At 68.3% G+C, this 21745-nt stretch carries 23 protein-coding genes; 13 read left to right on the plus strand and 10 right to left on the minus strand.

What is annotated here, in order from left to right; all coding sequences use genetic code 11:
- Window positions 1-127 precede the first annotated feature (127 nt).
- Window positions 128-568 (plus strand): alternative ribosome rescue aminoacyl-tRNA hydrolase ArfB, encoded by a 441-nt coding sequence (arfB, locus tag ACWGLC_RS12940; RefSeq protein WP_452100267.1) that lies wholly within the window; start codon window positions 128-130, stop codon window positions 566-568.
- 80 nt (window positions 569-648) lie between these two features.
- Here the strand turns inward: arfB and ACWGLC_RS12945 are convergent, their stop codons facing one another.
- The gene (locus ACWGLC_RS12945; protein WP_452100268.1) at window positions 649-1596 is read right to left on the minus strand and encodes a LysR family transcriptional regulator; all 948 of its coding nucleotides are present in this window, start codon (window positions 1594-1596) and stop codon (window positions 649-651) included.
- Window positions 1597-1721: 125 nt separating this feature from the next.
- Between ACWGLC_RS12945 and ACWGLC_RS12950 the strand changes: the two genes are divergently transcribed.
- Window positions 1722-2714 carry a putative oxygenase MesX gene (locus ACWGLC_RS12950; RefSeq protein ID WP_452100269.1) on the plus strand — a complete coding sequence of 331 codons (993 nt, stop codon included), beginning with the start codon at window positions 1722-1724 and terminating at the stop codon, window positions 2712-2714.
- Between the two features lie 20 nt (window positions 2715-2734).
- A complete protein-coding gene (locus ACWGLC_RS12955) occupies window positions 2735-3787 on the plus strand; it encodes a methionine synthase (protein ID WP_452100270.1) in 1053 nt (350 codons plus the stop codon).
- Between the two features lie 86 nt (window positions 3788-3873).
- Here the strand turns inward: ACWGLC_RS12955 and ACWGLC_RS12960 are convergent, their stop codons facing one another.
- Complete coding sequence (locus tag ACWGLC_RS12960) at window positions 3874-4410, minus strand: dihydrofolate reductase family protein (RefSeq protein ID WP_452100271.1); 537 nt, start codon at window positions 4408-4410, stop codon at window positions 3874-3876.
- A gap of 152 nt (window positions 4411-4562) precedes the next feature.
- Here ACWGLC_RS12960 and ACWGLC_RS12965 point away from each other — a divergent pair, with 152 nt between their 5' ends.
- Window positions 4563-4910 (plus strand): VOC family protein, encoded by a 348-nt coding sequence (locus tag ACWGLC_RS12965; RefSeq protein ID WP_452100272.1) that lies wholly within the window; start codon window positions 4563-4565, stop codon window positions 4908-4910.
- A 9-nt stretch (window positions 4911-4919) separates the two neighbouring features.
- Here ACWGLC_RS12965 and ychF read toward each other — a convergent pair whose 3' ends face one another.
- Complete coding sequence (gene ychF, locus ACWGLC_RS12970; protein ID WP_452100273.1) at window positions 4920-5999, minus strand: redox-regulated ATPase YchF; 1080 nt, start codon at window positions 5997-5999, stop codon at window positions 4920-4922.
- A gap of 98 nt (window positions 6000-6097) precedes the next feature.
- Here ychF and ACWGLC_RS12975 point away from each other — a divergent pair, with 98 nt between their 5' ends.
- Together ACWGLC_RS12975 and ACWGLC_RS12980 are read left to right on the plus strand one after the other, a co-directional pair.
- The gene (locus tag ACWGLC_RS12975) at window positions 6098-7597 is read left to right on the plus strand and encodes an AI-2E family transporter (RefSeq protein ID WP_452100274.1); all 1500 of its coding nucleotides are present in this window, start codon (window positions 6098-6100) and stop codon (window positions 7595-7597) included.
- A gap of 11 nt (window positions 7598-7608) precedes the next feature.
- Window positions 7609-8097 carry a DUF6542 domain-containing protein gene (locus ACWGLC_RS12980; protein WP_452100275.1) on the plus strand — a complete coding sequence of 163 codons (489 nt, stop codon included), beginning with the start codon at window positions 7609-7611 and terminating at the stop codon, window positions 8095-8097.
- A 64-nt stretch (window positions 8098-8161) separates the two neighbouring features.
- Here the strand turns inward: ACWGLC_RS12980 and ACWGLC_RS12985 are convergent, their stop codons facing one another.
- Entirely contained in the window at window positions 8162-9148 is a 987-nt protein-coding gene (locus ACWGLC_RS12985; RefSeq protein WP_230930621.1) for a 4-hydroxy-3-methylbut-2-enyl diphosphate reductase, read from the minus strand.
- Window positions 9149-9219: 71 nt separating this feature from the next.
- On the opposite strand from ACWGLC_RS12985, the gene ACWGLC_RS12990 reads away from it, so the two are divergent.
- The 3 genes from ACWGLC_RS12990 to ACWGLC_RS13000 are packed head-to-tail and all read left to right on the plus strand — an operon-like array spanning window position 9220 to window position 11119.
- Complete coding sequence (locus tag ACWGLC_RS12990; RefSeq protein WP_452100276.1) at window positions 9220-9570, plus strand: hypothetical protein; 351 nt, start codon at window positions 9220-9222, stop codon at window positions 9568-9570.
- Entirely contained in the window at window positions 9567-10886 is a 1320-nt protein-coding gene (gene xseA, locus ACWGLC_RS12995; protein ID WP_452100277.1) for an exodeoxyribonuclease VII large subunit, read from the plus strand. Before ACWGLC_RS12990 ends, xseA begins: the two co-directional genes overlap by 4 nt.
- A complete protein-coding gene (locus ACWGLC_RS13000) occupies window positions 10886-11119 on the plus strand; it encodes an exodeoxyribonuclease VII small subunit (protein ID WP_452100278.1) in 234 nt (77 codons plus the stop codon). The genes xseA and ACWGLC_RS13000 overlap by 1 nt, the downstream gene beginning before the upstream one ends.
- Before the next feature lie 25 nt (window positions 11120-11144).
- Here ACWGLC_RS13000 and ACWGLC_RS13005 read toward each other — a convergent pair whose 3' ends face one another.
- Complete coding sequence (locus tag ACWGLC_RS13005) at window positions 11145-11705, minus strand: DUF4245 domain-containing protein (protein WP_230930625.1); 561 nt, start codon at window positions 11703-11705, stop codon at window positions 11145-11147.
- A gap of 148 nt (window positions 11706-11853) precedes the next feature.
- Between ACWGLC_RS13005 and glpX the strand changes: the two genes are divergently transcribed.
- Window positions 11854-12855 (plus strand): class II fructose-bisphosphatase, encoded by a 1002-nt coding sequence (glpX, locus tag ACWGLC_RS13010; RefSeq protein WP_452100279.1) that lies wholly within the window; start codon window positions 11854-11856, stop codon window positions 12853-12855.
- Between the two features lie 146 nt (window positions 12856-13001).
- Entirely contained in the window at window positions 13002-14405 is a 1404-nt protein-coding gene (locus tag ACWGLC_RS13015; protein WP_452100280.1) for a class II fumarate hydratase, read from the plus strand.
- A gap of 71 nt (window positions 14406-14476) precedes the next feature.
- On the opposite strand, the gene ACWGLC_RS13020 is transcribed toward ACWGLC_RS13015, so the two are convergent.
- The 3 genes from ACWGLC_RS13020 to ACWGLC_RS13030 all read right to left on the minus strand — a co-directional run bounded on the left by ACWGLC_RS13020 (window position 14477) and on the right by ACWGLC_RS13030 (window position 17682).
- Complete coding sequence (locus tag ACWGLC_RS13020) at window positions 14477-15832, minus strand: PhoH family protein (RefSeq protein ID WP_452100281.1); 1356 nt, start codon at window positions 15830-15832, stop codon at window positions 14477-14479.
- A 234-nt stretch (window positions 15833-16066) separates the two neighbouring features.
- A complete protein-coding gene (locus ACWGLC_RS13025) occupies window positions 16067-16531 on the minus strand; it encodes a MaoC family dehydratase (protein WP_452100282.1) in 465 nt (154 codons plus the stop codon).
- Window positions 16528-17682: an acyl-CoA dehydrogenase family protein gene (locus ACWGLC_RS13030; protein WP_452100283.1), complete on the minus strand. Its 1155-nt coding sequence runs from the start codon at window positions 17680-17682 to the stop codon at window positions 16528-16530. The genes ACWGLC_RS13025 and ACWGLC_RS13030 overlap by 4 nt, the downstream gene beginning before the upstream one ends.
- A 65-nt stretch (window positions 17683-17747) precedes the next feature.
- On the opposite strand from ACWGLC_RS13030, the gene ACWGLC_RS13035 reads away from it, so the two are divergent.
- Together ACWGLC_RS13035 and ACWGLC_RS13040 are read left to right on the plus strand one after the other, a co-directional pair.
- The gene (locus ACWGLC_RS13035; protein WP_452100284.1) at window positions 17748-18779 is read left to right on the plus strand and encodes a MaoC family dehydratase; all 1032 of its coding nucleotides are present in this window, start codon (window positions 17748-17750) and stop codon (window positions 18777-18779) included.
- On the plus strand, window positions 18776-19543 hold the full coding sequence (locus ACWGLC_RS13040; protein WP_452100285.1) for a FadR/GntR family transcriptional regulator: 768 nt from the start codon (window positions 18776-18778) through the stop codon (window positions 19541-19543). Before ACWGLC_RS13035 ends, ACWGLC_RS13040 begins: the two co-directional genes overlap by 4 nt.
- Window positions 19544-19559: 16 nt before the next feature.
- Here the strand turns inward: ACWGLC_RS13040 and fabG are convergent, their stop codons facing one another.
- Together fabG and ACWGLC_RS13050 are read right to left on the minus strand one after the other, a co-directional pair.
- Window positions 19560-20303, minus strand: coding sequence for a 3-oxoacyl-ACP reductase FabG (gene fabG, locus ACWGLC_RS13045; RefSeq protein ID WP_452100286.1), 744 nt, complete (start codon window positions 20301-20303; stop codon window positions 19560-19562).
- A gap of 199 nt (window positions 20304-20502) precedes the next feature.
- Window positions 20503-21672 carry an acyl-CoA dehydrogenase family protein gene (locus ACWGLC_RS13050; RefSeq protein WP_452100287.1) on the minus strand — a complete coding sequence of 390 codons (1170 nt, stop codon included), beginning with the start codon at window positions 21670-21672 and terminating at the stop codon, window positions 20503-20505.
- Window positions 21673-21745 lie beyond the last annotated feature (73 nt).

Here is a 21745-nt window from a genome sequence, read left to right on the forward strand (position 1 = left end):
ACCGCATCAACCAATATCTCTGACCACCCGCATACACAGAAATCTTGACAGGCTCGGTGGGCGTGATCGAACTTCGACTGCCACCTGCGACCGGCGGGAACCTCGAGAACCTCGGGACAATAGAACTATGGACGATCTGCTCATCCCTCTCGGCCCGGGTGCGCCTCATGGCCTCCGAGTGCCAGCAAATGAACTCGTCGAGCTGTTCTCCCGTTCCTCCGGCCCCGGCGGGCAGGGCGTCAACACCACCGATTCACGGGTCCAGCTCAGCCTCGATCTGGCCACCACCTCCGCCCTCGACGACGCGCAGCGATCTCGGGCGCTGCGCAATCTGGACGCCCGGCTTGACGGCACCGTGCTGACCGTCGCCGCCTCCGAGGAACGCTCCCAGAGGCGCAACCGAGCGGCGGCCCGTTCCCGCCTCTCCGAACTGCTGCGCGACGCCGTCGCCCCGGCCGTCCCGCGGCGCCCGACCCGCCCGACCAGGGGGTCACGGCGTCGCCGCCTGGAGGCGAAGACCCGACGCGGCGCGATCAAGGCGAACCGGCGCCGCCCCGATTCGGAGTAAGACCGCCGACGCCGCCAGTCACCTGCACACCGTTGGTTCATACGACGACGAGGTGATCACCACCGTCGGAACTGCGGCGTTCACCGCGAGTCGATCAGCTCGATTCCGTATGCCGCGACGACAGCCCGCACCTCGGCGAGGTAGCGCTGCGCCTGCCCGGTGAGCGGGATCCCGGAATGGCTGATCCAGCCGATCTCGATGCTCTCGTCCACCTCGAGCGGGATGGCGACGATCTCCGGGTCGAGGTCGTCACTGATGATGCCGGTCGAGATCGTGTAGCCGTCGAGTCCGATCATGAGGTTGAAGATGGTCGCGCGGTCGGAGACCCGGATCTCCCGCTTGCTCGACAGGGTGGAGAGGATCTCCTCGGCGAAGTAGAACGAGTTGTTCGCGCCCTGATCGAAAGTGAGCCGCGGCAGGTCAGCCAGATCGTCGAGTGTGACGCGATCCCGGGAGGCCAGCGGGTTCTGCCGGGAGATGAAGATGTGCGGTACCGCCGCGAAGAGCGGGTGAAAGACCAGCCCGGAATCCCGAAGGAGTTTGTCGATGACCTTGCGGTTGAAGTCGTTCCGGTAGAGAACGCCCACCTCGCTGCGGAGTGTGCGGACATCCTCGATGATGTCCCAGGTCCGGGTTTCGCGAAGCGAGAACTCGTACTGTTGAGCGTCGCCGGACCGCACCATCCGGATGAACGCCTCCACCACGAACGAGTAATGCTGCGCCGACACCCCGAGCAGCCGGCGGGACGGTGGCTGACCGAGGTATCGCTGCTCCAAGAGCGACATCTGTTCGACGACCTGCCGGGCGTAGCCGAGGAACTCCGCACCCTCGTCGGTCAGCGTCACCCCCCGGGCAGAACGAACGAGGAGGGTGCGCCCCACTCGGGATTCAAGGTCCTTCATCGCGGCAGACATGGTCGGCTGGGCGACGTACAGCAACTCCGCAGCGCCGGTGATCGAGCCCTCCGCGGCGACCTCGATGAAGTAGTGCAGCTGCTGGAGTGTGATACCTCTGGATTCTCGATGCATAGCTACAGGCTATAGCGATCCATAGTAAACGATAGTTACCCGATATCTGAACTGGGACTGCAGGATGGGGATACAGAATTTCCGTAGCGCCGAGCCCGGCCGACCAAGCCCTGAATTGGACGTACATGTCGAACGAACTCACGTTCAGCATCACCACCACCCGCTTCGACGAGAACTACTCGCCGTCGGAGAGCTCTCGGGCCACCACGAACTTCGCCAACCTGGCCCGGGGCGAGCACCGGCAGCAGAATCTCCGCCGAACCCTGTCGATGATCAACCACCGATTCAACGACCTCGCACGCCGGGATAATCCGACCGGGGACCGCTATTCGGTCGACCTCAAGATCGTTTCAGCGGACCTACAGTTCCATACGGCCGATGCCAATCACCGGTTCCCGCTGATCGAGGTGCTGGATATCCAGATCGTCGACCACCGGACCGGGCACCGCCTGCCGGGGATCGTGGGCAACAATTTCTCGTCCTACGTCCGCGACTACGACTTCAGCGTCCGGCTGCCGGCGGTCAACGAGGGAAGCTCCGAGTTCACCGTGCCCGGCGACTTCGGTGTCCTGCACGGCAAGCTGTTTCAGCATTTTCTCGACTCCGCGGCGTTCGGGGAACGATTCGAGGTGGATCCCGTGATCTGCATCAGCGTGTCGACGAGCAGGACCTATCGCCGGACCGGGAGCCACCACCCGACTCTCGGCGTGGAGTACCAGCAGGACGACTACTCGTTGACCGACGAGTACTTCCACAAGATGGGTCTCCAGGTCAGGTATTTCATGCCGCCCGGCGGGGTCGCCCCGCTCGCGTTCTATTTCCGCGGCGATCTGCTCAACGACTACTCGGACCTGCAGCTCATCGGCACGATCAGCGTCATGGAGACGTTCCAGAAGATCTATCGGCCAGAGATCTACAACGCTCACTCGCCCGCCGCTGAGGTCTACCGGCCATCCTTGGATCAACAGGACTACTCGCGTACCCCGATCGTCTACGACCGCGACGAGCGCAGTCAGCTCGCGAAAAAACAGGGTGCCTACACGGAAGAACACTTCATCAAGCCGCACCGAGAACTCCTCGAGCAGTGGGCCGCCCGCAACCCCGTTCTCGTCGGATGACCACCGGAGGAAAGTCGACCATGAACCGAATCCTGCCCACGTCTACCGTCGGCAGCCTGCCCAAGCCCTCGTGGCTCGCCCAGCCGGAAGTCCTCTGGTCGCCCTGGCGGTTGCAGGGCGACGAGCTGATCGAGGGCAAACAGGACGCACTTCGCATCGCAGCCCACGAACAGAGCAACCGCGGTATCGACATCGTCAGCGACGGCGAGCAGACCCGTCAGCACTTCGTCACCACGTTCATCGAGCATCTGGACGGCGTCGACTTCGAGCAGCGCGAGACCGTCCGGATCCGCGACCGCTACAACGCGAGCGTGCCTACGGTGATCGGCGACGTGAGCCGCTCCGAGCCCGTGTTCGTCGACGACGCGAGGTTTCTCCGGCAGCAGACCGATCAGCCGATCAAGTGGGCGCTCCCCGGCCCCATGACGATGATCGACACGCTCTACGACGGCCACTACAAGAGCCGAGAGAAGTTGGCGTGGGAGTTCGCGACGATCCTCAACCAGGAGGCCCGCGATCTCGAGGCCGCGGGGGTCGACATCATCCAGTTCGACGAGCCCGCGTTCAACGTCTACTTCGACGAGATGAAGGACTGGGGCGTGGCGGCACTGGAACGAGCAGCCGAGGGACTACGCGCGGAGACCGCGGTACACATCTGCTACGGCTACGGGATCAAGGCCAACACCGACTGGAAGGCCTCCCTCGGGTCGGAATGGCGACAGTATGAGGAGTCGTTTCCCCTCCTGCAGCAATCCAGCATCGACATCATCTCGCTGGAGTGCCACAACTCTCGTGTCCCGATTGACCTCGTCGAGCTCGTCCGGGGCAAGAAGGTCATGCTCGGGGCGATCGACGTGGCAGACGAGCGGGTCGAGACCCCGCAGGAAGTCGCCGCCACCCTCCGGCGGGCACTCGAGTTCGTCGACGCGGACAAACTCCTGCCGAGCACGAACTGCGGGATGGCGCCCTTCCCCCGGGACATCGCGCTCGCGAAGTTGAGCGCGCTCAGCGCGGGAGCACACATCGTTCGCGAGGAGATTTCTGCCGCGTCCCTGACCGAGGCAGTGAGGTAGCTAGGGTTCAGTCATCCGGATCCCGGGCGACCCCGTGGCACAGCTCGCGCGTTCATCACGTCAGCTGGGCTCGACCGCGCGCGTTTTCAAGGGCTTGTCAGTGGCCCCTGGACGTCGTACCGGACCACCACGAAGTCACGGTTCCGCTCGCACCCCTTGAGTTCGAGATCGAAGGCACCGCCGAACAGCGGCTTTCCCGAACCGAGGGTCACGGGCGCGATCGAGACCACCACCTCGTCGAGCATCCCGGCCCCGGCGAATTCGGCCGCGATGCCACCACCCCCCATCACCCACACATCGCGGCCGCCGGCCGCGGATTCAAGAGCCCCGCGATGATCCGCAGGGTCCCCGGCGACGAAGGAAACATGCTCGTTCACCGCCTCCAGACTGCGGTGGGTGAACACGAAGGTGGGGATCTCCGGCAGCCACTCACGGTCGTGCTCGAGCACCCACATATACGTGGACGAGCCCATGACCTGGGCCCCCACATCGACGAGGAACGCCGCGGTGTTGTCCGGCCCGTTCTCGTCGATGTCGTGCTTGAACAGCCAGGCCAGGGAGTGCTCATCGTCGGCCAGAAACCCATCGAGGGTCGAGGCGGTGAAGAAGCGGTAACGGGTCATGGAAGTCCTCCTGAGGCGCGGCGGTTCCGCGTGATCGGATCCGGATCGAGGTGCGCGATGTCCCGGTTACTGCATGGTAAACCGGCATCCCACCGAGCCCCGGCACACACCATTCTCTTGTGCGGCGAATCGCAGGGGGCGATGGTGCTGTCATGAGCATCGAACGAATCGTTCCCGATCTGACGGTCACAGACCTCGGACGGGCGGTCAATGAACACGTCACGGTACTAGGGCTCGAAGTCGTCATGGACCACGGGTGGATCGTCACGCTGGCTGACTCTGCAGGCCATCAGCTGAGCCTGATCACCGCCGATGACACAGCTCCCGAGAACCCCGACGTCTCCGTCTTCGTGGATGACGTCCAGATCGCGTACGACCGCACCGTGGCGGCAGGTCTCGAGATCGTGCACCCTCTCACGACAGAAGAATGGGGCGTCGCCCGGTTCTTCTACCGCGACGCGTCAGGCAATGTGATCAACGTCGGCACGCATGCTCGGTGACCGCCCGACTCACACGTTGAACCGGAACTCCACCACGTCTCCGTCGACCATCACGTAGTCCTTGCCCTCCATACGGACCTTGCCGGCGGCCTTCGCAGCAGCCATGGAACCGTGCTCGTCGAGGTCGGAAAACGACACGATCTCGGCCTTGATGAAGCCCTTCTCGAAGTCGGTGTGGATCACGCCGGCCGCCTTGGGCGCGGTGTCGCCCTTGCGGATGGTCCAGGCGCGCGACTCCTTGGGGCCGGCGGTGAGGTAGGTCTGCAACCCGAGGGTGTGGAACCCGGCGCGGGCGAGTGCCGCGAGGCCGGGCTCGGTCTGGCCGATCGACTCGAGGAGCTCCATGGCGTCGTCCTCGTCGAGCTCGAGCAGCTCGGCCTCGACCTTGGCGTCGAGGAACACGGCGTCGGCCGGCGCCACGGCGGCGGTCAGCTCGGCCTTGCGCTCGTCGCTGGTCAGCACCGCCTCGTCGGCGTTGAACACATACAGGAACGGCTTCGCCGTCATGAGGTGCAGGTCGCGCAGCAGTCCGCGGTCGATCTCGTCCTGCGCCTTGAACAGGGTCCGGCCTTCCCCTAGCACGGCCTGAGCTTTGCGGACCTCGTCCAGGACCGGCGCGAGTGACTTGTCCTTGCGGGAGTCCTTCTCCAGGCGCGGGATGGCCTTCTCGACCGTCTCGAGGTCCGCGAGGATCAGCTCGGTGGCGATCACCTCGATGTCGGACATCGGGTCGACCTTGCCGTCGACGTGGATGACGTCCGGGTCGTCGAACACCCGCACCACCTGGCAGATGGCGTCGGCCTCGCGAATGTTCGCGAGGAACTTGTTGCCCATTCCCTCACCGGTGCTCGCGCCCTTGACGATGCCGGCGATGTCCACGAAGGACACCACGGCCGGCAGGATCCGCTCCGAGCCGAAGATCTCGGCCAGGCGGTTCAGCCGCGGATCGGGCAGGTCCACGACGCCGACGTTGGGTTCGATCGTGGCGAACGGATAGTTCGCCGCGAGTACGTCGTTGTTCGTCAGGGCATTGAACAGGGTCGACTTCCCGACGTTGGGCAGTCCGACGATTCCGAGGGTGAGGCTCACGGGACCCGAGTCTACGTCCCACTCCCCTGCCGGCCCGCCTCGCCACCCACGCCGGTGTCCGGCAGCACACCGCCGCTCCCTCTGACATCATGAACCCCATGAGTGACGAGCCGGTACGTCCGCCCACGCAGGACTCCGACGACCAGCATGTCGACCGTTCAGTACTACTCGGGATCGGGGGCCGCTGGCTCACGGACTGGGCACTGCGCCTGGCCATCGTCCTGGTGGCCGGTTGGCTGCTGTCCCGGGTCGGCGGCGCCCTGTGGGTCGGCATTCTGCCGATCCTGCTGGCGCTCATCGTCGCCACCGTGCTGTGGCCGCCGACGGGCTGGATGACGAGACACCACGTCCCCAAGTCCCTCGCCGCGCTCATCTCGATCCTCGGATCGCTGGGCGTCGTCGCCGGAGTGATCGCCCTCATCGCGCCGTCGATCGTCGAGCAGAGCGTCCAGCTGGCCGACCAGACGTCGGAGGCGATCGGCACGGTGCAGGACTGGCTGCGCGGGCCCCCGCTCAACATCCGGGACGAGCAGCTCGACGGGGTTCTCAACCAGCTCAGCACCACCCTTCAGGACCGCGGTGACCAGATCGCCAACGGCGTGTTCACCGGTGTGAGCGCCGTCGGCTCGCTCGTCGTCACCGTCGTCATGGTCCTGGTCCTCACGTTCTTCTTCATCAAGGATGGGCCGCGGTTCCTGCCGTTGGTGCGCCGGGTCGCGGGCCGCAACGCGGGCCGTCACCTCACCGAGGTGCTCACCCGCAGCTGGAACACCCTGGGCGGGTACATCCGTACCCAGGCGATCGTCTCGTTCGTCGACGCGGCGCTCATCGGACTCGCGCTGGTGATCCTCGGCGTGCCGCTGGCGTGGGCGCTGGCGGTCATCACGTTCATCGCCGGCTTCATCCCCATCGTGGGTGCGTTCACGGCCGGCGCGCTCGCGGTGCTCATCGCGCTGGTGGCCAACGGTTTGACCACGGCGATCATCGTGCTCGTCGTGATCATCGCGGTGCAGCAGCTGGAGGGCAACGTGCTCCAGCCGATCCTGCAGTCCCGCGCCATGAACCTGCACCCGGTCGTGGTCCTGCTGGGCGTCGCGGCGGGTGGCACCCTGTTCGGCATCATCGGCGCGTTCCTCGCCGTGCCCGTGCTGGCGGTGGTCGCGGTGATCCTGAGGTACCTCGGCGAGCAGATCGACCTGCGCACGGGCGACGTCACGGCATCGGATCTGGCCTCCGCGACGGATGAGGGCCGACTCACGGCGTGGCTCGGCGAGATGTCCAGCTCGCGGTTCGCTCCGCTGCGCAAGAGCAGCAGCGCGATCATGGCCGGGATGATCGACGAGAAGCCCCACATCGCCGCGACGGGAACCGCGGGCGGGCGCGTCGCCACGGGCACCGGCGAGAGTGTCGGGGACGACGACGACAACGCCGCCACCGCTCCCGGCGGCGACGATCTGGTGCCGACACAGGGTGAGCTTCCCGAGCCCGGCCCGGTCGATCCGGACGCCGTGACCGGTAACCGCCCGTCGCCCGCGGAGCAGAAGCCGAACCCGCTGCGCCGCTTCGGTCGATTCCTCGCTCGCAGGCTCGAGGGTTAGAGTCTTGTCCCGTGAGTAGACGCAGGAGTGGACGGGTGCCGGCGGACGAGAGGTCTGTCGTGTCCTCGATGCGTGGACTGCCCGCATGGACTGCGGTCCTGCTGACGGTGGCCATCTCGCTGACCGGGGTGGCGATCGATTCGCTCTCCGGTGAGCTCGGTGCGGCGTTCACCGTCTTGTTCTTCGTCGGCTGTGTCCTCGCGGTGCTGATGGTCTCGCGCCGTTCGCTGTTCGTCGCCGGCGTGCAGCCGCCGATCGTGATGGCGATCCTGGTGCCGCTCGTCTACGTGATCGCCGGCGTGGGCGGGGGCTCGGGGCTGTTCTCCCGCACCCAGATCATCTCGATCGGCCTGCCCCTGGCCACCCGGTTTCCCCTGATGATCACCACCACCGTCGTGGTGATCGCGCTCGCGCTGATCCGCGCCTACGTCCTGGAGCCACGGAACTCGCGGCCCGTCGCGCGTCCCCAGCGGAGCGCCCCGGCACACGCCCGCCGCTGAGGCCGGGCGCGCCCGGGGCGCGTCGTGTCGGAGAGGCCGATCGGCTCCCGCGGGAAAAATCCGATCAGGCCTTGTTCTTCTCGGTGATCCGGAGCTCGCGCGGCAGCGCGAACGTGATCGTCTCCTGCGCGGTACGTACGGTGTCGACGTCGTTGTAGCCGTGCTCGGCGAGCAGGTCCACCACACCGCGCACGAGGATCTCGGGCACCGAGGCGCCTGAGGTGACACCCACGGTGGTAACTCCCTCGAGCCACGACAGGTCGATCTCCTTGGCGTAGTCCACCAGGTGTGCGTCGCGCGCGCCGGCCTGGAGGGCCACCTCGACGAGGCGCACCGAGTTGGAGGAGTTGGTCGACCCCACCACGATCACCAGGTCACAGTCGGGGGCCATCGCCTTGACCGCGCTCTGCCGGTTCTGCGTGGCATAACAGATGTCGTCCGAGGGTGGATCGATGAGCGTGGGGTACTTCGCCTTGAGGCGACGCACCGTCTCCATGGTCTCGTCCACGCTCAGCGTGGTCTGGGAGAGCCAGATGAGCTTCTCCGTGTCGACCGGCACGTCCAGGGCGTCCACGGAATCGGGTCCGTCGACCAGGGTCACCACGTCGGGTGCCTCACCCGCGGTGCCCTCGACCTCCTCGTGCCCCTCGTGGCCCACGAGGAGGATCTGGTAGCCCTCGCGGGCGAAGCGCTTGACCTCGGTGTGCACCTTGGTCACCAGCGGGCAGGTCGCATCGAATGTGCGGAGCTCGAGACTCTTGGCACTATCGCGGACGGCGGGGGAAACGCCGTGTGCGGAGAACACGAGGTTGGCTCCGCGGGGGACCTCATCGGTCTCGTCGACGAAGATCACGCCACGGTCGGTGAACTGCTCCACCACGTACTTGTTGTGGACGATCTCCTTGCGCATGTACAGCGGGGCACCGTGCTTCTCCAGTGCCTTCTCCACGGTCTCGACGGCCCGGTCGACACCGGCACAGTAGCCACGCGGTTCCGCGAGAAGCACTCGCTTGGTTGCCGGTTCGGCGATCATGTCGGTCTGCTCGGTCATGACCCCAGGGTACGGTTCATACTGGATTTCGACCATTACGTCTCCGGGCCTCCCCCGGCAGGAAGGTTCGCATGCTCCGCCCCCTGTTCCTCACCCGTGCCACGATCGGCCTCGCCGCCACCGCGGTGGAGGGTGTCGTGGCGCTGCCAGGTCGTGCGGCGGACGCGGTGTCCACGATTCCCGGCGTCCCGGTCAAGCTCGCCGGCTCCCTCGTCCAGTCGTACCTCCACGCAGGTCAGCGGCTCACCGATCTCGCGGTCAAGGGTGACCGGGTGATCGCGGCAGTGTTTCCCGCGCGCACCGACCAGCCCGAGTGGGCGACGTTCGACGAGGACCTCGTGACCGACGATCCGATGACCGGCGAGGCGGATGCGGGTGGCGCCGACGTCCCGTCCGGCCGCGTCTCCCCCCGGCACCCGTGAGCGGCTCGGCACCCGGGGCCAAGAGCAGCCCGGAACAGCCGTGGCCGGTGCGGGTCGTCTCCGACCAGATCGCCGCGTGGATCCACCGGCTGGGCGCGGTCTGGGTCGAGGGCCAGATCACCCAGTTGAGTCTGCGCCCGGGCACACGCACCGCGTTCCTGACGCTCCGGGACCCGTCGGTCGACAACTCGTTGACCCTCACCTGCCCGCCTCGCCTCATCTCCGAGGCGCCGGTGCCGGTCACCGAGGGCAGCCGGGTCGTGATCCGCGGCACCCCGCGCTTCTACACTGGTCGCGGCTCATTCTCGTTGCAGGTCTCGGAGATCCGTCCGGTCGGCGTGGGCGAGCTGCTCGCCCGGATCGAGCGGCTCAAGCAGGCCCTGTCCGCCGAGGGGCTGTTCGATCCGCGTCTGAAGCGCCCGCTGCCGTTCCTGCCCGCCTGCGTGGGTCTGATCACCGGACGCGCGAGTGCCGCCGAGCGCGATGTCGTGGAGGTGGCCCGGGGTCGCTGGCCCGACGTCCGGTTCGCGGTCCGCAACACCGCCGTCCAGGGCGTCTCGGCGGTGCCCCAGATCCTCGATGCGCTGGCGGAGCTCGATGCCGACCCCGTCGTCGACGTCATCATCCTCGCGCGCGGCGGCGGCTCCGTCGAGGACCTCCTGCCGTTCTCCGACGAGGCGCTGATCCGTGCCATCTCCACGTGCCGCACGCCGGTGGTCAGCGCGATCGGCCACGAGCCGGACTCCCCCCTGTCCGATCTGGTGGCCGACCTGCGCGCCGCCACGCCCACCGACGCGGCCAAGCGGGTCGTCCCCGACGTGGTCGAGGAGCGGCGCCGCATCGCCGAGGCGCGCGCCCGTACCGCGCGGGCCCTGCGCGCCTGGGTGGACCGCGAGCAGCACCAGCTCACCGCGGTGCGTTCCCGCCCCTGCATGGCCAACCCGCACGGACTCGTGGACTCGCGAGCCGAGATCGTGGCCGAGGCACTACGCGCCGCCCGCCGCGACATCACCCGCATCATCGACTCGGAGTCCACGTCGCTGGGCCACCTGTCAGCGCGATTGACCACCCTGGGCCCGGCGGCCACGCTCGCTCGGGGCTACGCGGTAGTGCAGTCCGTGGCGGGCCCGAACGACGGCCGAGTGGTCTCGTCCATCGCCGACGCCCCGCCCGGCTCGCAGCTGCGCATCCGGGTCTCCGACGGGGCACTCTCCGCCGCGGTGCTCGGCGCCACCCCGGCCGCCGGCCGTCCCACCCGGGCACCGGATCCCGACCCCACCCCGCCCACCTCCCCCACCTCCGAGGAGCAGTCCTGATGTCCGACGAACAGATCCCCGTCTCCGAACTCGGATACGAGAAGGCCCGCGACGAACTGATCGAGGTGGTGCGGATCCTCGAGGCCGGCGGACAGGACCTCGACTCGTCGCTGGCGCTGTGGGAGCGGGGCGAGGAGCTCGCCGCGCGGTGCACCGAGCACCTGGACGGCGCGCGCAAGCGCATCGACGCGGTTCTGGGCGAGGACGACGGAGCCGACGCCGACCGCGGCTGAAGCTGGCGGCCCCGACCGGGTGCCCCTAGCCGGTAGGCAGCGGCTCGGAGTCCTGCACCGCGGTGGCCATGGTCTCGAAATCGGAGTTCGGCGCGGAGCCGGTCACGGCGACCCGCGTGTCTCCGGTGTCGAGCACCCAGACAGGACGCACGTCGTCCCCGTTGTAGACGGACCACTCGCGGCCCGAGATCGGCACCATGGTGCGGCTCGGACGCGGCTCGCCGTCGACCATCCGGACCACGTCCTCCGGCGCGTCGGTCTGGACGAGCTCGATGTAGCTGCGCTCCCCCGTCACCCAGCCGACGTGGCTGGAGGTGAATCCGCCCAGCGACTGGACGCGACCGGAGTTCGACGTCCATCCCTCGGGGACCTCGGGCGAACGGATCGGGAAGTCGAGGGTGCGGGCGTCCTCGGCGAGCGACGCCGCGGCGTCGAACTCGCGGATCGGGCCCTGCTCCGGCCCGGACGGCGAGAAGGCGCATTGTCCGGCGACGCCGGCGAAGACGCCGACGATCACCATGAGCACCACCACCGACCAGAACATGTCGCGGTTGCCCTGCAGGATTCTCGGTTTCGCCTCGGCCACGACCGCCAGTATCCCACCTCGCCGCCGCGCGACCGACGGTCGGTCTACGGCACTGCCCCCGACGTGGAACAATGAGTGTCGACCACCACAGCCGAGCCGCGCCCGTCATCGCCCGCGCGCGGAGCCAATCCGAGGAGCCCGACGATACATGTCTGACGCCAAGCGCCCTGATCGAAATCTCGCCATGGAGTTGGTCCGCGTGACCGAGGCCGCCGCGCTGGCGGCCGGCCGCTGGGTCGGGCGGGGTGACAAGAACGGTGGCGACGGCGCCGCGGTCGACGCGATGCGCGAGCTCATCTCGACGGTCGAGATGGACGGCGTCGTGGTGATCGGCGAGGGCGAGAAGGACGAGGCGCCCATGCTCTACAACGGCGAGCGGGTCGGCACCGGCTCCGGGCCCGCCGTCGACGTGGCCGTGGACCCGATCGACGGCACGCGCCTCATGGCCGAGGGGCGCCCCAACTCGATCGCCGTGATCGCGGTGGCCGAGCGCGGCGCGATGTTCGATCCGTCGGCGGTGTTCTACATGCGCAAGATCGCCGTGGGCCCCGAGGCCGTCGGCAAGATCGACCTGGCCGAGTCCACGGAGTGGAACATCCGCTCGGTCGCCGAGGCCAAGAACATCGATGTGGGCGACCTGACGGTCTGCGTCCTGGACCGCCCCCGCCACGCGGAGCTGATCGCCGAGATCCGCGCCGCCGGCGCCAAGGTCCGTCTGATCATGGATGGTGACGTCGCGGGTGCGGTCGCCACCGCCACCGACGGCAGCTCGGTCGACATGCTCATGGGCGTCGGCGGTACCCCGGAGGGCATCATCGTGGCCTGCGCCATGAAGTGCATGGGCGGCGAGATCCAGGGCCAGCTGTGGCCCCAGGACGACGCCGAGCGTCAGAAGGCCGTCGACGCCGGTCTGGATGTCGACGCGATCCTCACCACCGACGACCTGGTCAAGGGCGACAACTGCTTCTTCGCCGCCACCGGCATCACCAACGGCGACATGGTGCGCGGCGTCAGCTACCGCGCCAACGGCGCCATCACCCGCTCTCTCGTCATGCGCTCTAAGTCGGGCACGGTCCGCCACGTCGAGGGTCGCCACAAGATGGAGAAGCTTCGCGAGTTCTCGGCGGTCGACTACGGCCAGGACGCCTGACACCACCGGCTGACGGTTCCGTCCATAAGAGCGTTCCGCACACGTCGTCCAAGAAGGCGTGTGCGGAAAGCTCTTTTCGTGGCGGGCGCGCGCAAGAGCGCGCCGCTCCCCTGCGGAGAGCGCCGGGCGCGCCTACTCTGGCGAACATGGCCGATCAGAGTGGATTCCGAATCGAACACGACACGATGGGCGAGGTGCGGGTGCCCGTCGACGCCTTGTGGCGGGCGCAGACCCAGCGCGCCGTGGAGAACTTCCCCGTCTCGGGCCGGGGCCTGGAGCGCGCCCAGATCCGCGCGCTCGGTCTGCTCAAGTCCGCGTGCGCGGCCGTCAACGGCCAACTCGGTCTGCTCGACCGGGCAAAGGTCGATGCGATCGTGGCGGCCGCCGACCGGATCGCCGAGGGCGAGGTGGACGAGCACTTCCCGGTGGACGTGTTCCAGACCGGCTCGGGCACCAGTTCCAACATGAACACCAACGAGGTCATCGCCTCACTGTGCGCCGACGCGGGCGTGACGGTCCATCCGAACGACGACGTGAACATGTCGCAGTCGTCGAACGACACGTTCCCCACGGCAACCCATGTCGCGGCGACCGAGGTCGTGATCGGCGATCTCATCCCGGCGCTGACCGTGCTGGCCGAGTCCTTCGAGGCCAGGTCGGAGCAGTGGCGCGAGGTCGTCAAGGCCGGCCGCACCCATCTCATGGACGCGGTCCCGGTGACGCTGGGCCAGGAGTTCGGCGGGTACGCCCGTCAGATCCGGGCCGGGATCGAGCGGGTCTGCGCGACGCTGCCCCGCGTGGGCGAGTTGCCGATCGGCGGCACCGCTGCCGGCACCGGACTCAACGCCCCTGACGGCTTCGGTTCGGCGGTCGTCGAGGAGCTGCGCTCCCTCACCGGGCTGGAGGAGCTGCGGTTGGCCGTGGACCCCTTCGAGGCGCAGTCCGCCCGCGACGGGCTGGTCGAGCTGTCGGGCGCACTCCGCACCGTCGCGGTGTCGCTGACCAAGATCGCGAACGACATCCGATGGATGGGCTCCGGCCCCATGACCGGCCTGTCCGAGGTGCATCTCCCCGACCTGCAGCCCGGATCCTCCATCATGCCAGGCAAGGTCAACCCTGTCCTGTGTGAGACGGTCGCGCAGGTCGCCGCACAGGTGGTGGGCAACGACGCCGCGGTCGCCTGGGCCGGTGCCAGCGGAGCGTTCGAGCTCAACACCGCCATCCCGCTGATGGCCCGCAATGTTCTCGAGTCGGTGCGGATCCTATCGACCTCGTCCGAGTTGTTCGCGCAGCGGTGCATCGACGGGATCGAGCCGGATGCCGACCGGATGCGGCGGCTGGCCGAATCCTCGCCGTCGATCGTCACGCCGCTCAACTCCGCGATCGGCTACGAGGAGGCCGCGCGCGTGGCCAAGCACGCCCTCGCCGAGGGGATGACGATCCGCGAGGCCGTCATCGCGCTCGGTTTCGTGCCGGATCCGTTGAGCGAGGAGGAGCTCGACCGTCGGCTCGACGTGCTGGGGATGACCGGGCTCGACCGCGAGCGCTGAGACTACGACCTCCGGGTGTCAGCCCCCTGCCCGGCCCTCTCTCCCGGCCGGGTGGGGTGCTGACGCGTGGGTCAGGCCGCGCGGATGCGCCGCAGCTCCCCCGGGGTGCCGTCGGGATGGAACTCCTCGAGCATCGTGGTGACGAGCTCGGCGATCGCCGACCGCTCCGACCGGCTCAGCGTGACGTGGGCGAACAGCGGGTGCCCCTTGAGCTTCTCGACCACCGCCTGGATCCCGTCATGCCTGCCGACGCGCAGGTTGTCGCGCTGGGCGACGTCGTGGGTGAGAACGACCCGGGACCCGCTACCGAGGCGGGACAGCACGGTGAGCAGGACGTTGCGCTCGAGTGACTGCGCCTCGTCGACGATCACGAACGAATCGTGCAGACTCCGCCCGCGGATATGGGTCAGGGGAAGCACCTCGAGGATGTCGCGGTCCATGACCTCGTCGATGACGTTCTCGCTGACCAGGCCCTCGAGCGTGTCGAACACGGCCTGCGACCAGGGTGACATCTTCTCCGACTCGCTGCCGGGCAGGTAGCCGAGTTCCTGACCGCCGACCGCGTAGAGGGGCCGGAACACGACGATCTTGCGGTGCCGGCGCCGCTCGAGAACCGACTCCAGTCCGGCACACAGGGCGAGTGCCGACTTGCCCGTGCCCGCGCGACCACCGAGGGACACGATCCCGATCGACTCGTCCAACAGGCAGTCGATCGCGATGCGCTGCTCTGCGGAGCGCCCGCGCAGGCCGAATACCTCGACGTCGCCGCGGACGAGCCGGAGCCCACCGTCGTCGGTCACCCGCGCCAGTGCCGACGAGGATTCGGTCTGCACGCGTACGCCGCAGTGCACGGGCGTGGCGGCGTCGAGTCCGGCGGCGCGGGCCGCCAGGGGGCTCACCCGTCCGTCGGCGAACAATCCGTCGACGAGCTCCTGGGTGGTGGGCAGATCGTCGACGCCGCGGTACCCGGTGAGCACGACGTCCTGGGCGTGGTACTCATCCGCCGGCAGCCCCACGGACCCGGCCTTGACGCGCAGCGGGATGTCCTTGGACACCAGGACGGTCTCGGCGCCCTCGGCCCGCAGGTTGAGCGCGCACGCCAGGATGCGGGAGTCGTTCCCGGTGTTGCGGAAGCCCGAGGGCAGGACGGACTGGTCGGTGTGGTTGAGCTCGACGCGCAGGGTGCCGCCGACATCGGTGACGATGAGGTCGCCGTCGAGTCGGCCGTTGCGCAGCCGCAGGTCCTCCAGCAGACGTAGCGCCTCGCGGGCGTAGTAGCCCAGCTCGGGGTGGTGACGCTTGGCCTCGAGTTCCCCGATCACCGCGATGGGCAGCACCACGTGGTGCTCGGCGAAGCGGGTGACGGCCCACGGATCGGACAGCAGAACCGAGGTGTCGAGGACGTAGGTACGTACGGTGTCGGTCACGGCGCGCTCCTGACCCGCGGCACCCGCAGGCGGTTCGGGATGGACCGGTCGGGCCAGGTCACCGGGTGGTGACGGGGCCGGGTGCCGGCCCCCTCCCGATCGCGTTCGTCGATCATCGGCTGGGACCTCCCGACGGTCGGCTTCCCCACCGACCGTTGGGCCTGACGCTACGCCGGAATCACATCCCTGTAGTTAAGTTGAGGTGAACTCCGCACTCCTGCCAGTCCGCTGTCGTCACTCGACCATCAGGCGGACGGTCTCGGCGACGAGCGCGGGGCGGTCCGCGCCGTCGATCTCGACGGTGACGAGGCTGTTGAGCTGGACGCCGGAGGTCTTGCGCTGCAACGAGGTGAGTTCGATGCCGGCCCGGATCCGGGACCCGACGGGCACGGCAGCAGGAAAGCGGACCTTGTCGAGCCCGTAATTGATCATCATCCCGAAGCCCCGGATCTCCATGACCTCGGCGCCGAGCAGCGGCACCAACGACAGGGTGAGATAGCCGTGCGCGATGGTCGCGCCGTAGGGGCCCTCGGCCGCGCGGACCGGGTCGACGTGGATCCACTGGTGATCACCGGTGGCATCGGCGAAGGCGTCCACCCGCTCCTGCGTGATCTCCATCCAGGAGCTGTAGCCGACGTGCTCCCCTATCGCGGCCTCGATTCCCGCGATCCCCTCGAACACCCGGGGTGCTGTGGTCATTCCAGTCCTCCTCGTGCGACGAGTTGTGCCGCGATGACGTTGCGTTGGATCTCGTTGGTGCCCTCGCCGACGATCATCAGCGGGGCGTCGCGGAAGTAGCGTTCGACGTCGAACTCGGTGGAGTAGCCGTAGCCGCCGTGGATACGGACCGCGTCCAGCGCGATCTCCATCCCCACCTCGGAGGCGAACAGTTTGGCCATGCCCGCCTCCATGTCGCAGCGCTGGCCCGCATCGAACTTCCTCGCGGCCGACAGGGTCAGCTGCCGGGCGGCGGTGAGCTTGGTGGCCATATCTGCCAGGTGGTGTCCCACGGCCTGGTGTTTCCAGATGGGCTGGCCGAACGACTCGCGCTCCTGCGCGTAGTCCAGTGAGTCCTCGAGCGCGGCCGCCGCCACGCCGAGGGCCCGGCTCTCCACCTGGATCCGTCCGGTCTCCAGCCCCGTCATCATCTGCCCGAAGCCCCTGCCCGGCTCTCCGCCGAGGATCCGGGTGGCCGGGGTACGGTAGCCGTCGAACGAGAGCTCGCAGGTCTCCACACCCTTGTAGCCGAGTTTGGGCAGATCGCGGGAGACGGTCAACCCGGGCCCGTGCTCGACCAGCACGATCGACATCCCGCGGTGCCGGGGAGTCGCCTCCGGGTCGGTCTTGCACAGCAGCGCGATGAGCCCGGACCGGCGGGCATTGGTGATGAACATCTTGGCCCCGGTGATCACAAGGTCGTCGCCGTCCCGCCGGGCGACGGTGGTCATGGCCTGCAGATCGGAACCCCCGGCGGGCTCGGTGAGCGCCATCGTCGCGCGCATCTCGCCGGTCGCCAACAGAGGTAGATAGGTTCTCTTCTGCTCCTCGGTCCCGAACCGGGTCAGCAGTGTCGCGACGACCGTGTGTCCACCCATCGCGCCCGCCAGGGTCATCCAACCGCGCGCGAGTTCCTCGGTCACCTTCACGTAGCACGGCATGGACACCGGGGTACCGTCGTACTCCTCGGAGACGGCCAGACCATAGATGCCGATCTGCTTCATCTGCTCGATCCAGCGCTCCGGGTACCGATCCGCCTGCTCCATCCCGCGGACGGACGGCTTGACCTCCCGGTCGATGAAGTCGCGGACGGTGGCGATCAGATAGGTCTCTTCGTCGCTCAGCTCCGACACGCGCGCCCCGCTCCACTCGTCTGGCCTCCGCCCGTCCGGGACCAATGTACGACATAATCATTCGCATGGTTACAGCCCGAGACGATGAACCGGGAAGGAGTCCCGTCCGCTTCGGCGGCCCGTTCTTCGACGACCTGCGGAAGGGGCAGATGTTCCACAGTCCGTCGCTGACCCTCACCGACGGACTCGCCGCCGCCCACCAGGCTGTTCTGGGCGACCGCCTCCGGCTCCCCCTCGATCGCGTGCTGTCCACCGCGGTCACCGGTGGACCGCTCGCCCACCCGGGCCTGGTCACCGATGTCGCGATCGGTCAGTCCACCGTCGTCACGCACCGGGTCAGAGCCAACCTGTTCTACCGCGGGCTACGCTTCCACCGCTTCGCCCGCATCGGCGACACCCTGACGACCCGCACCGAGGTGGTGGGACTGAAGCCCAACCGCAACAGGGACGATCGCCCGCCCACCGGATTGGCGGTCCTGCGTATGACGACGACCGACCAGCACGAGCAGACGGTCCTGGATTTCCACCGCTGCGCGATGCTGCCCCGACGGTCCGGCACGGGCGAGGGAGATCCTGGCACAGCCGACCAGCCCGACGACCCGGCCTCGTTCGGCCACGAGCCCCGCTCCACCTGGTCGGTCCCGGACGACTGGGATCTCACCGCGTATCCCGCTCTCGTCCCGGGTACGGACGAAGGAGCCCCGACCGCCGGCACGGTCCTGCGATCGGGCGCCGATGTGGTCTCGAGCGCGCCGGAACTCGCCCGTCTCACACTCAATCTGGCCGAGGTACACCACGATCACCGCGCGGCCGGCGGGCGCAGACTGGTCTACGGAGGGCACACCATAGGACTGGCCCTGGCCCAGGCGACACGCATGCTGCCGTCGATGCTCACCGTCCTGGGCTGGCAGTCGTGCGACCACACCGGACCGGTCTACGAGGGGGACACGGTGTCCAGCGATGTGATCATCGGCGAGAGCACGCGGTTGGACGGGGGCGGCGCCGCACTCGAACTGCGATCGCTCGTGCGCGCCCACCGAAGCGACGGGGATGTCGACGTCCTGGATTGGGCGTACACCGTCCTGATGCCCTCATGACCTCCTCCCCCGGTACGCCCCGGAGAGCCGGCGGCGTCACGCGCCCGCAGAAGACGGCTCTGCTGGTGGCCAAGCAGATCATCGAGGACATCGCCCGGCGCGGCAACACCGTCGGCGACCGCCTGCCGCCGGAGCACCTCATGCTCGAGGAGTACGGCGTCGGCCGCGGAACGCTACGCGAATCGTTGCGTTACCTGGAACTCCAGGGCGCGATCACCCTCAAGCCCGGGCCCGGTGGCGGCCCGATCGTCCAGCAACCCGACGCCGGGACCCTCGCCGCCTCCCTGAGCCTGCTCCTGCAGTTCGAGAACGCGCCGTTCGCCACGATCATGGAGGCGCGCTCGGTCATGGAACCCTCCATCGCGCGACTCGCGGCGCAGCGGATGAGCCCCGAGGCCCTCGAGGAACTCGGCGCCAACGTCGACGCTCTTCGTGCCGGGAGCGCGGACACCGCCTCCTTCACCGCCGAGTCGGAGCGCTTCCACGCCCTCATCGCGTGGGGCTCGGGCAACACCTTGTTCGGGTACCTCTTCGACGCGATGGTCGGCATCCTCGCCGGGGCCACGATGGGGATCCGGTACCCGAGGCGGCAACGCGACCACACATGTGCGATCCACGAGGAGATCTACACCGCGATAGCCGCCCGCGACGCCGACGCCGCCTCCGAGCTCATGTCCAGACACATCACCGACCACACGGTCTACCTGGAGAAGCGGTACCGCTCGGCGCTCGAGCAGCCGATCCGCTGGGACCTGGGCGGCTGAGCCGCCAGCGGCGGCCTCAGATGTGTCGGCCGCCGGTGACCTCGAGGACCGTGCCGGTCATATAGCTGGACATGTCGCTGGCCAGGAACAGCACCACCCGGGCCACTTCCGCCGGCTCGGCGGCGCGGCCCATCGGGATCTCCTTCATCTTCTCGTCCCATATATGTTCGGGCATCGCCAGCGTCATGGCGGTCCGGATGAGCCCGGGCTGCACGGCGTTGACCCGCACCCCGGCGAACGCGACCTCCTTGGCCGCGGCCTTGGTCAGCCCCACGATCCCCGCCTTGGCGGCGGAGTAGTTGGTCTGGCCGACCAGTCCGACCTTGCCGGAGATCGACGAGATGTTGACGATCGCGCCGGACCCGTGGGCTCGCATGCGGCCGGCGGCGGCGCGGGTGCCGTTCCAGGTCCCCTTGAGGTGGATCGCGATGATGTCGTCGAACTGCTCCTCGGTCATCTTGCGCATCGTCGCATCCCGGGTCACCCCGGCGTTGTTGACGAAGACCCCGAGGGGGCCGAACGCGTCCTCCGCGGCGTCGATCATCGCCTCGACTGCGACCCCGTCCCGAACATCACAACGGATGTAGCGGGCCACGCCGTCACCGCCGAGCTCGGCGATGGCCGCGGCGCCGGCGTCGTCGTCGATATCGCCGAGGACCACCCGCGCGCCCTCCTCGATGAAGGTGCGCGCGATCTCCAGCCCGATTCCACGGGCGCCGCCCGTGACCACCGCGGTTCTGCCCTCGAGAAGTCCCGTCATGTCCCCTCTTTCCCGTCGGGTCCCAGCTCCGCCAGGACCGCCTCTGTGTGTTCCCCGAGCGCCGGAACCGCGCCCATCGGCAGCTCTACGTCCGCAAACGTCCGAGGGTGTACGGCCCGGCGCCGCCGTAGCCGGAGATGGTGACGACGACGAGACCGTCCCTGCGCGCACGGAGTACGTCCGCCCAGTGGCAGGCCGCTCATCCGGGTCCCGCCGCTCTGACCGCGGCGCGCACCAGACCGCCTCCGATGATGAGCTTCTGGATCTCGCTCGTGCCCTCGTAGAGGCGCAGCAACCGGATGTCGCGGTAGATCCGTTCGACGGTCACGCCGCGCATGTAGCCGGTCCCGCCGTGGACCTGGACACCGAGATCGGCGACCGTGCCGGCCATCTCGGTGCAGTACAGCTTCGCCACGGACGGCGCGATCCGGCGATCCTCCCCGGTCACCCATTTGTCGGCTGCGTCGCGGACCAGCGCCCGTCCGGCCATGACGCCTGTCTGCATCTCCGCGAGCATGGCCTGGACCAGCTGGAATTCGCCGATCGGCCGGCCGCCCTGGGTGGTCGCGGCGGCGTAGGCGACGGATTCGTCCAGAACGCGCTGCGCGGAGCCCACGGCCACGGCGGCGATATGAATTCGGCCGCGGGCGAGCGAGGTCATGGCCGCACGGTAGCCGGCATCCACGTCGCCACCGACCACCGCGGAGTCCGGCACCCGCACACCCCGGAACACGACCTCGGCGGTCCAGGCGCCCTCCTGGCCCATCTTGACGTCCTTCGGCCCCACCGAGACGCCCGGTGCTTCCGCGGGGACGAGGAACACGGCGATCCCCGTGCCCGCCGCGTCAGCGGGCCGCGTGCGGGCGAACACCACGAACAGCCCGGCCGAGGGGGCGTTGGTGATGAATCTCTTGGTCCCGTCGATCACCCAGTCGTCGCCGTCCCGGACCGCCCTGGTCGCCAACCCGGCGGGGTTGGACCCGGCGCCGTCCTCGGTCAGGGCGAAGGACGCGATCACCTCGCCGGAGGCGATCCGGCCGAGCCACTGTCGCTTCTGCTCGTCGGTGCCGAAGTCGACCAGCACCTGGCCGGCGATGCCGTTGTTGGTCCCGAACTGCGACCGGACGGCCAGGCTGGTGTAGCCGAACTCCGTCGCCAGTTCCACGTCCTGCCGCAGGTCCAGCCCCAGCCCGCCCCACTGCTGCGGGATCGCGTAGCCGAACAGTCCCATGTCGGCCAGAGCGGCCCGGGTGGCCTCGTCGATCGCATCGGCGTCGGCGAACTCCTGCTCGCGGGGGACCAGTTCCGTCCGGATGAAGTCCCGCGTCGCCGCGAGGATGTCCGCGAAGTCCTCGGCCCCGACCTCCATCGTGCCCTCCGCCCGTTCGTCCTACTCGAGACCGATTCGCCCCGGCCCGAATGTACGCTAGCAACTATTATCA

Source organism: Dietzia sp. NPDC055877 (genome assembly GCF_053615975.1).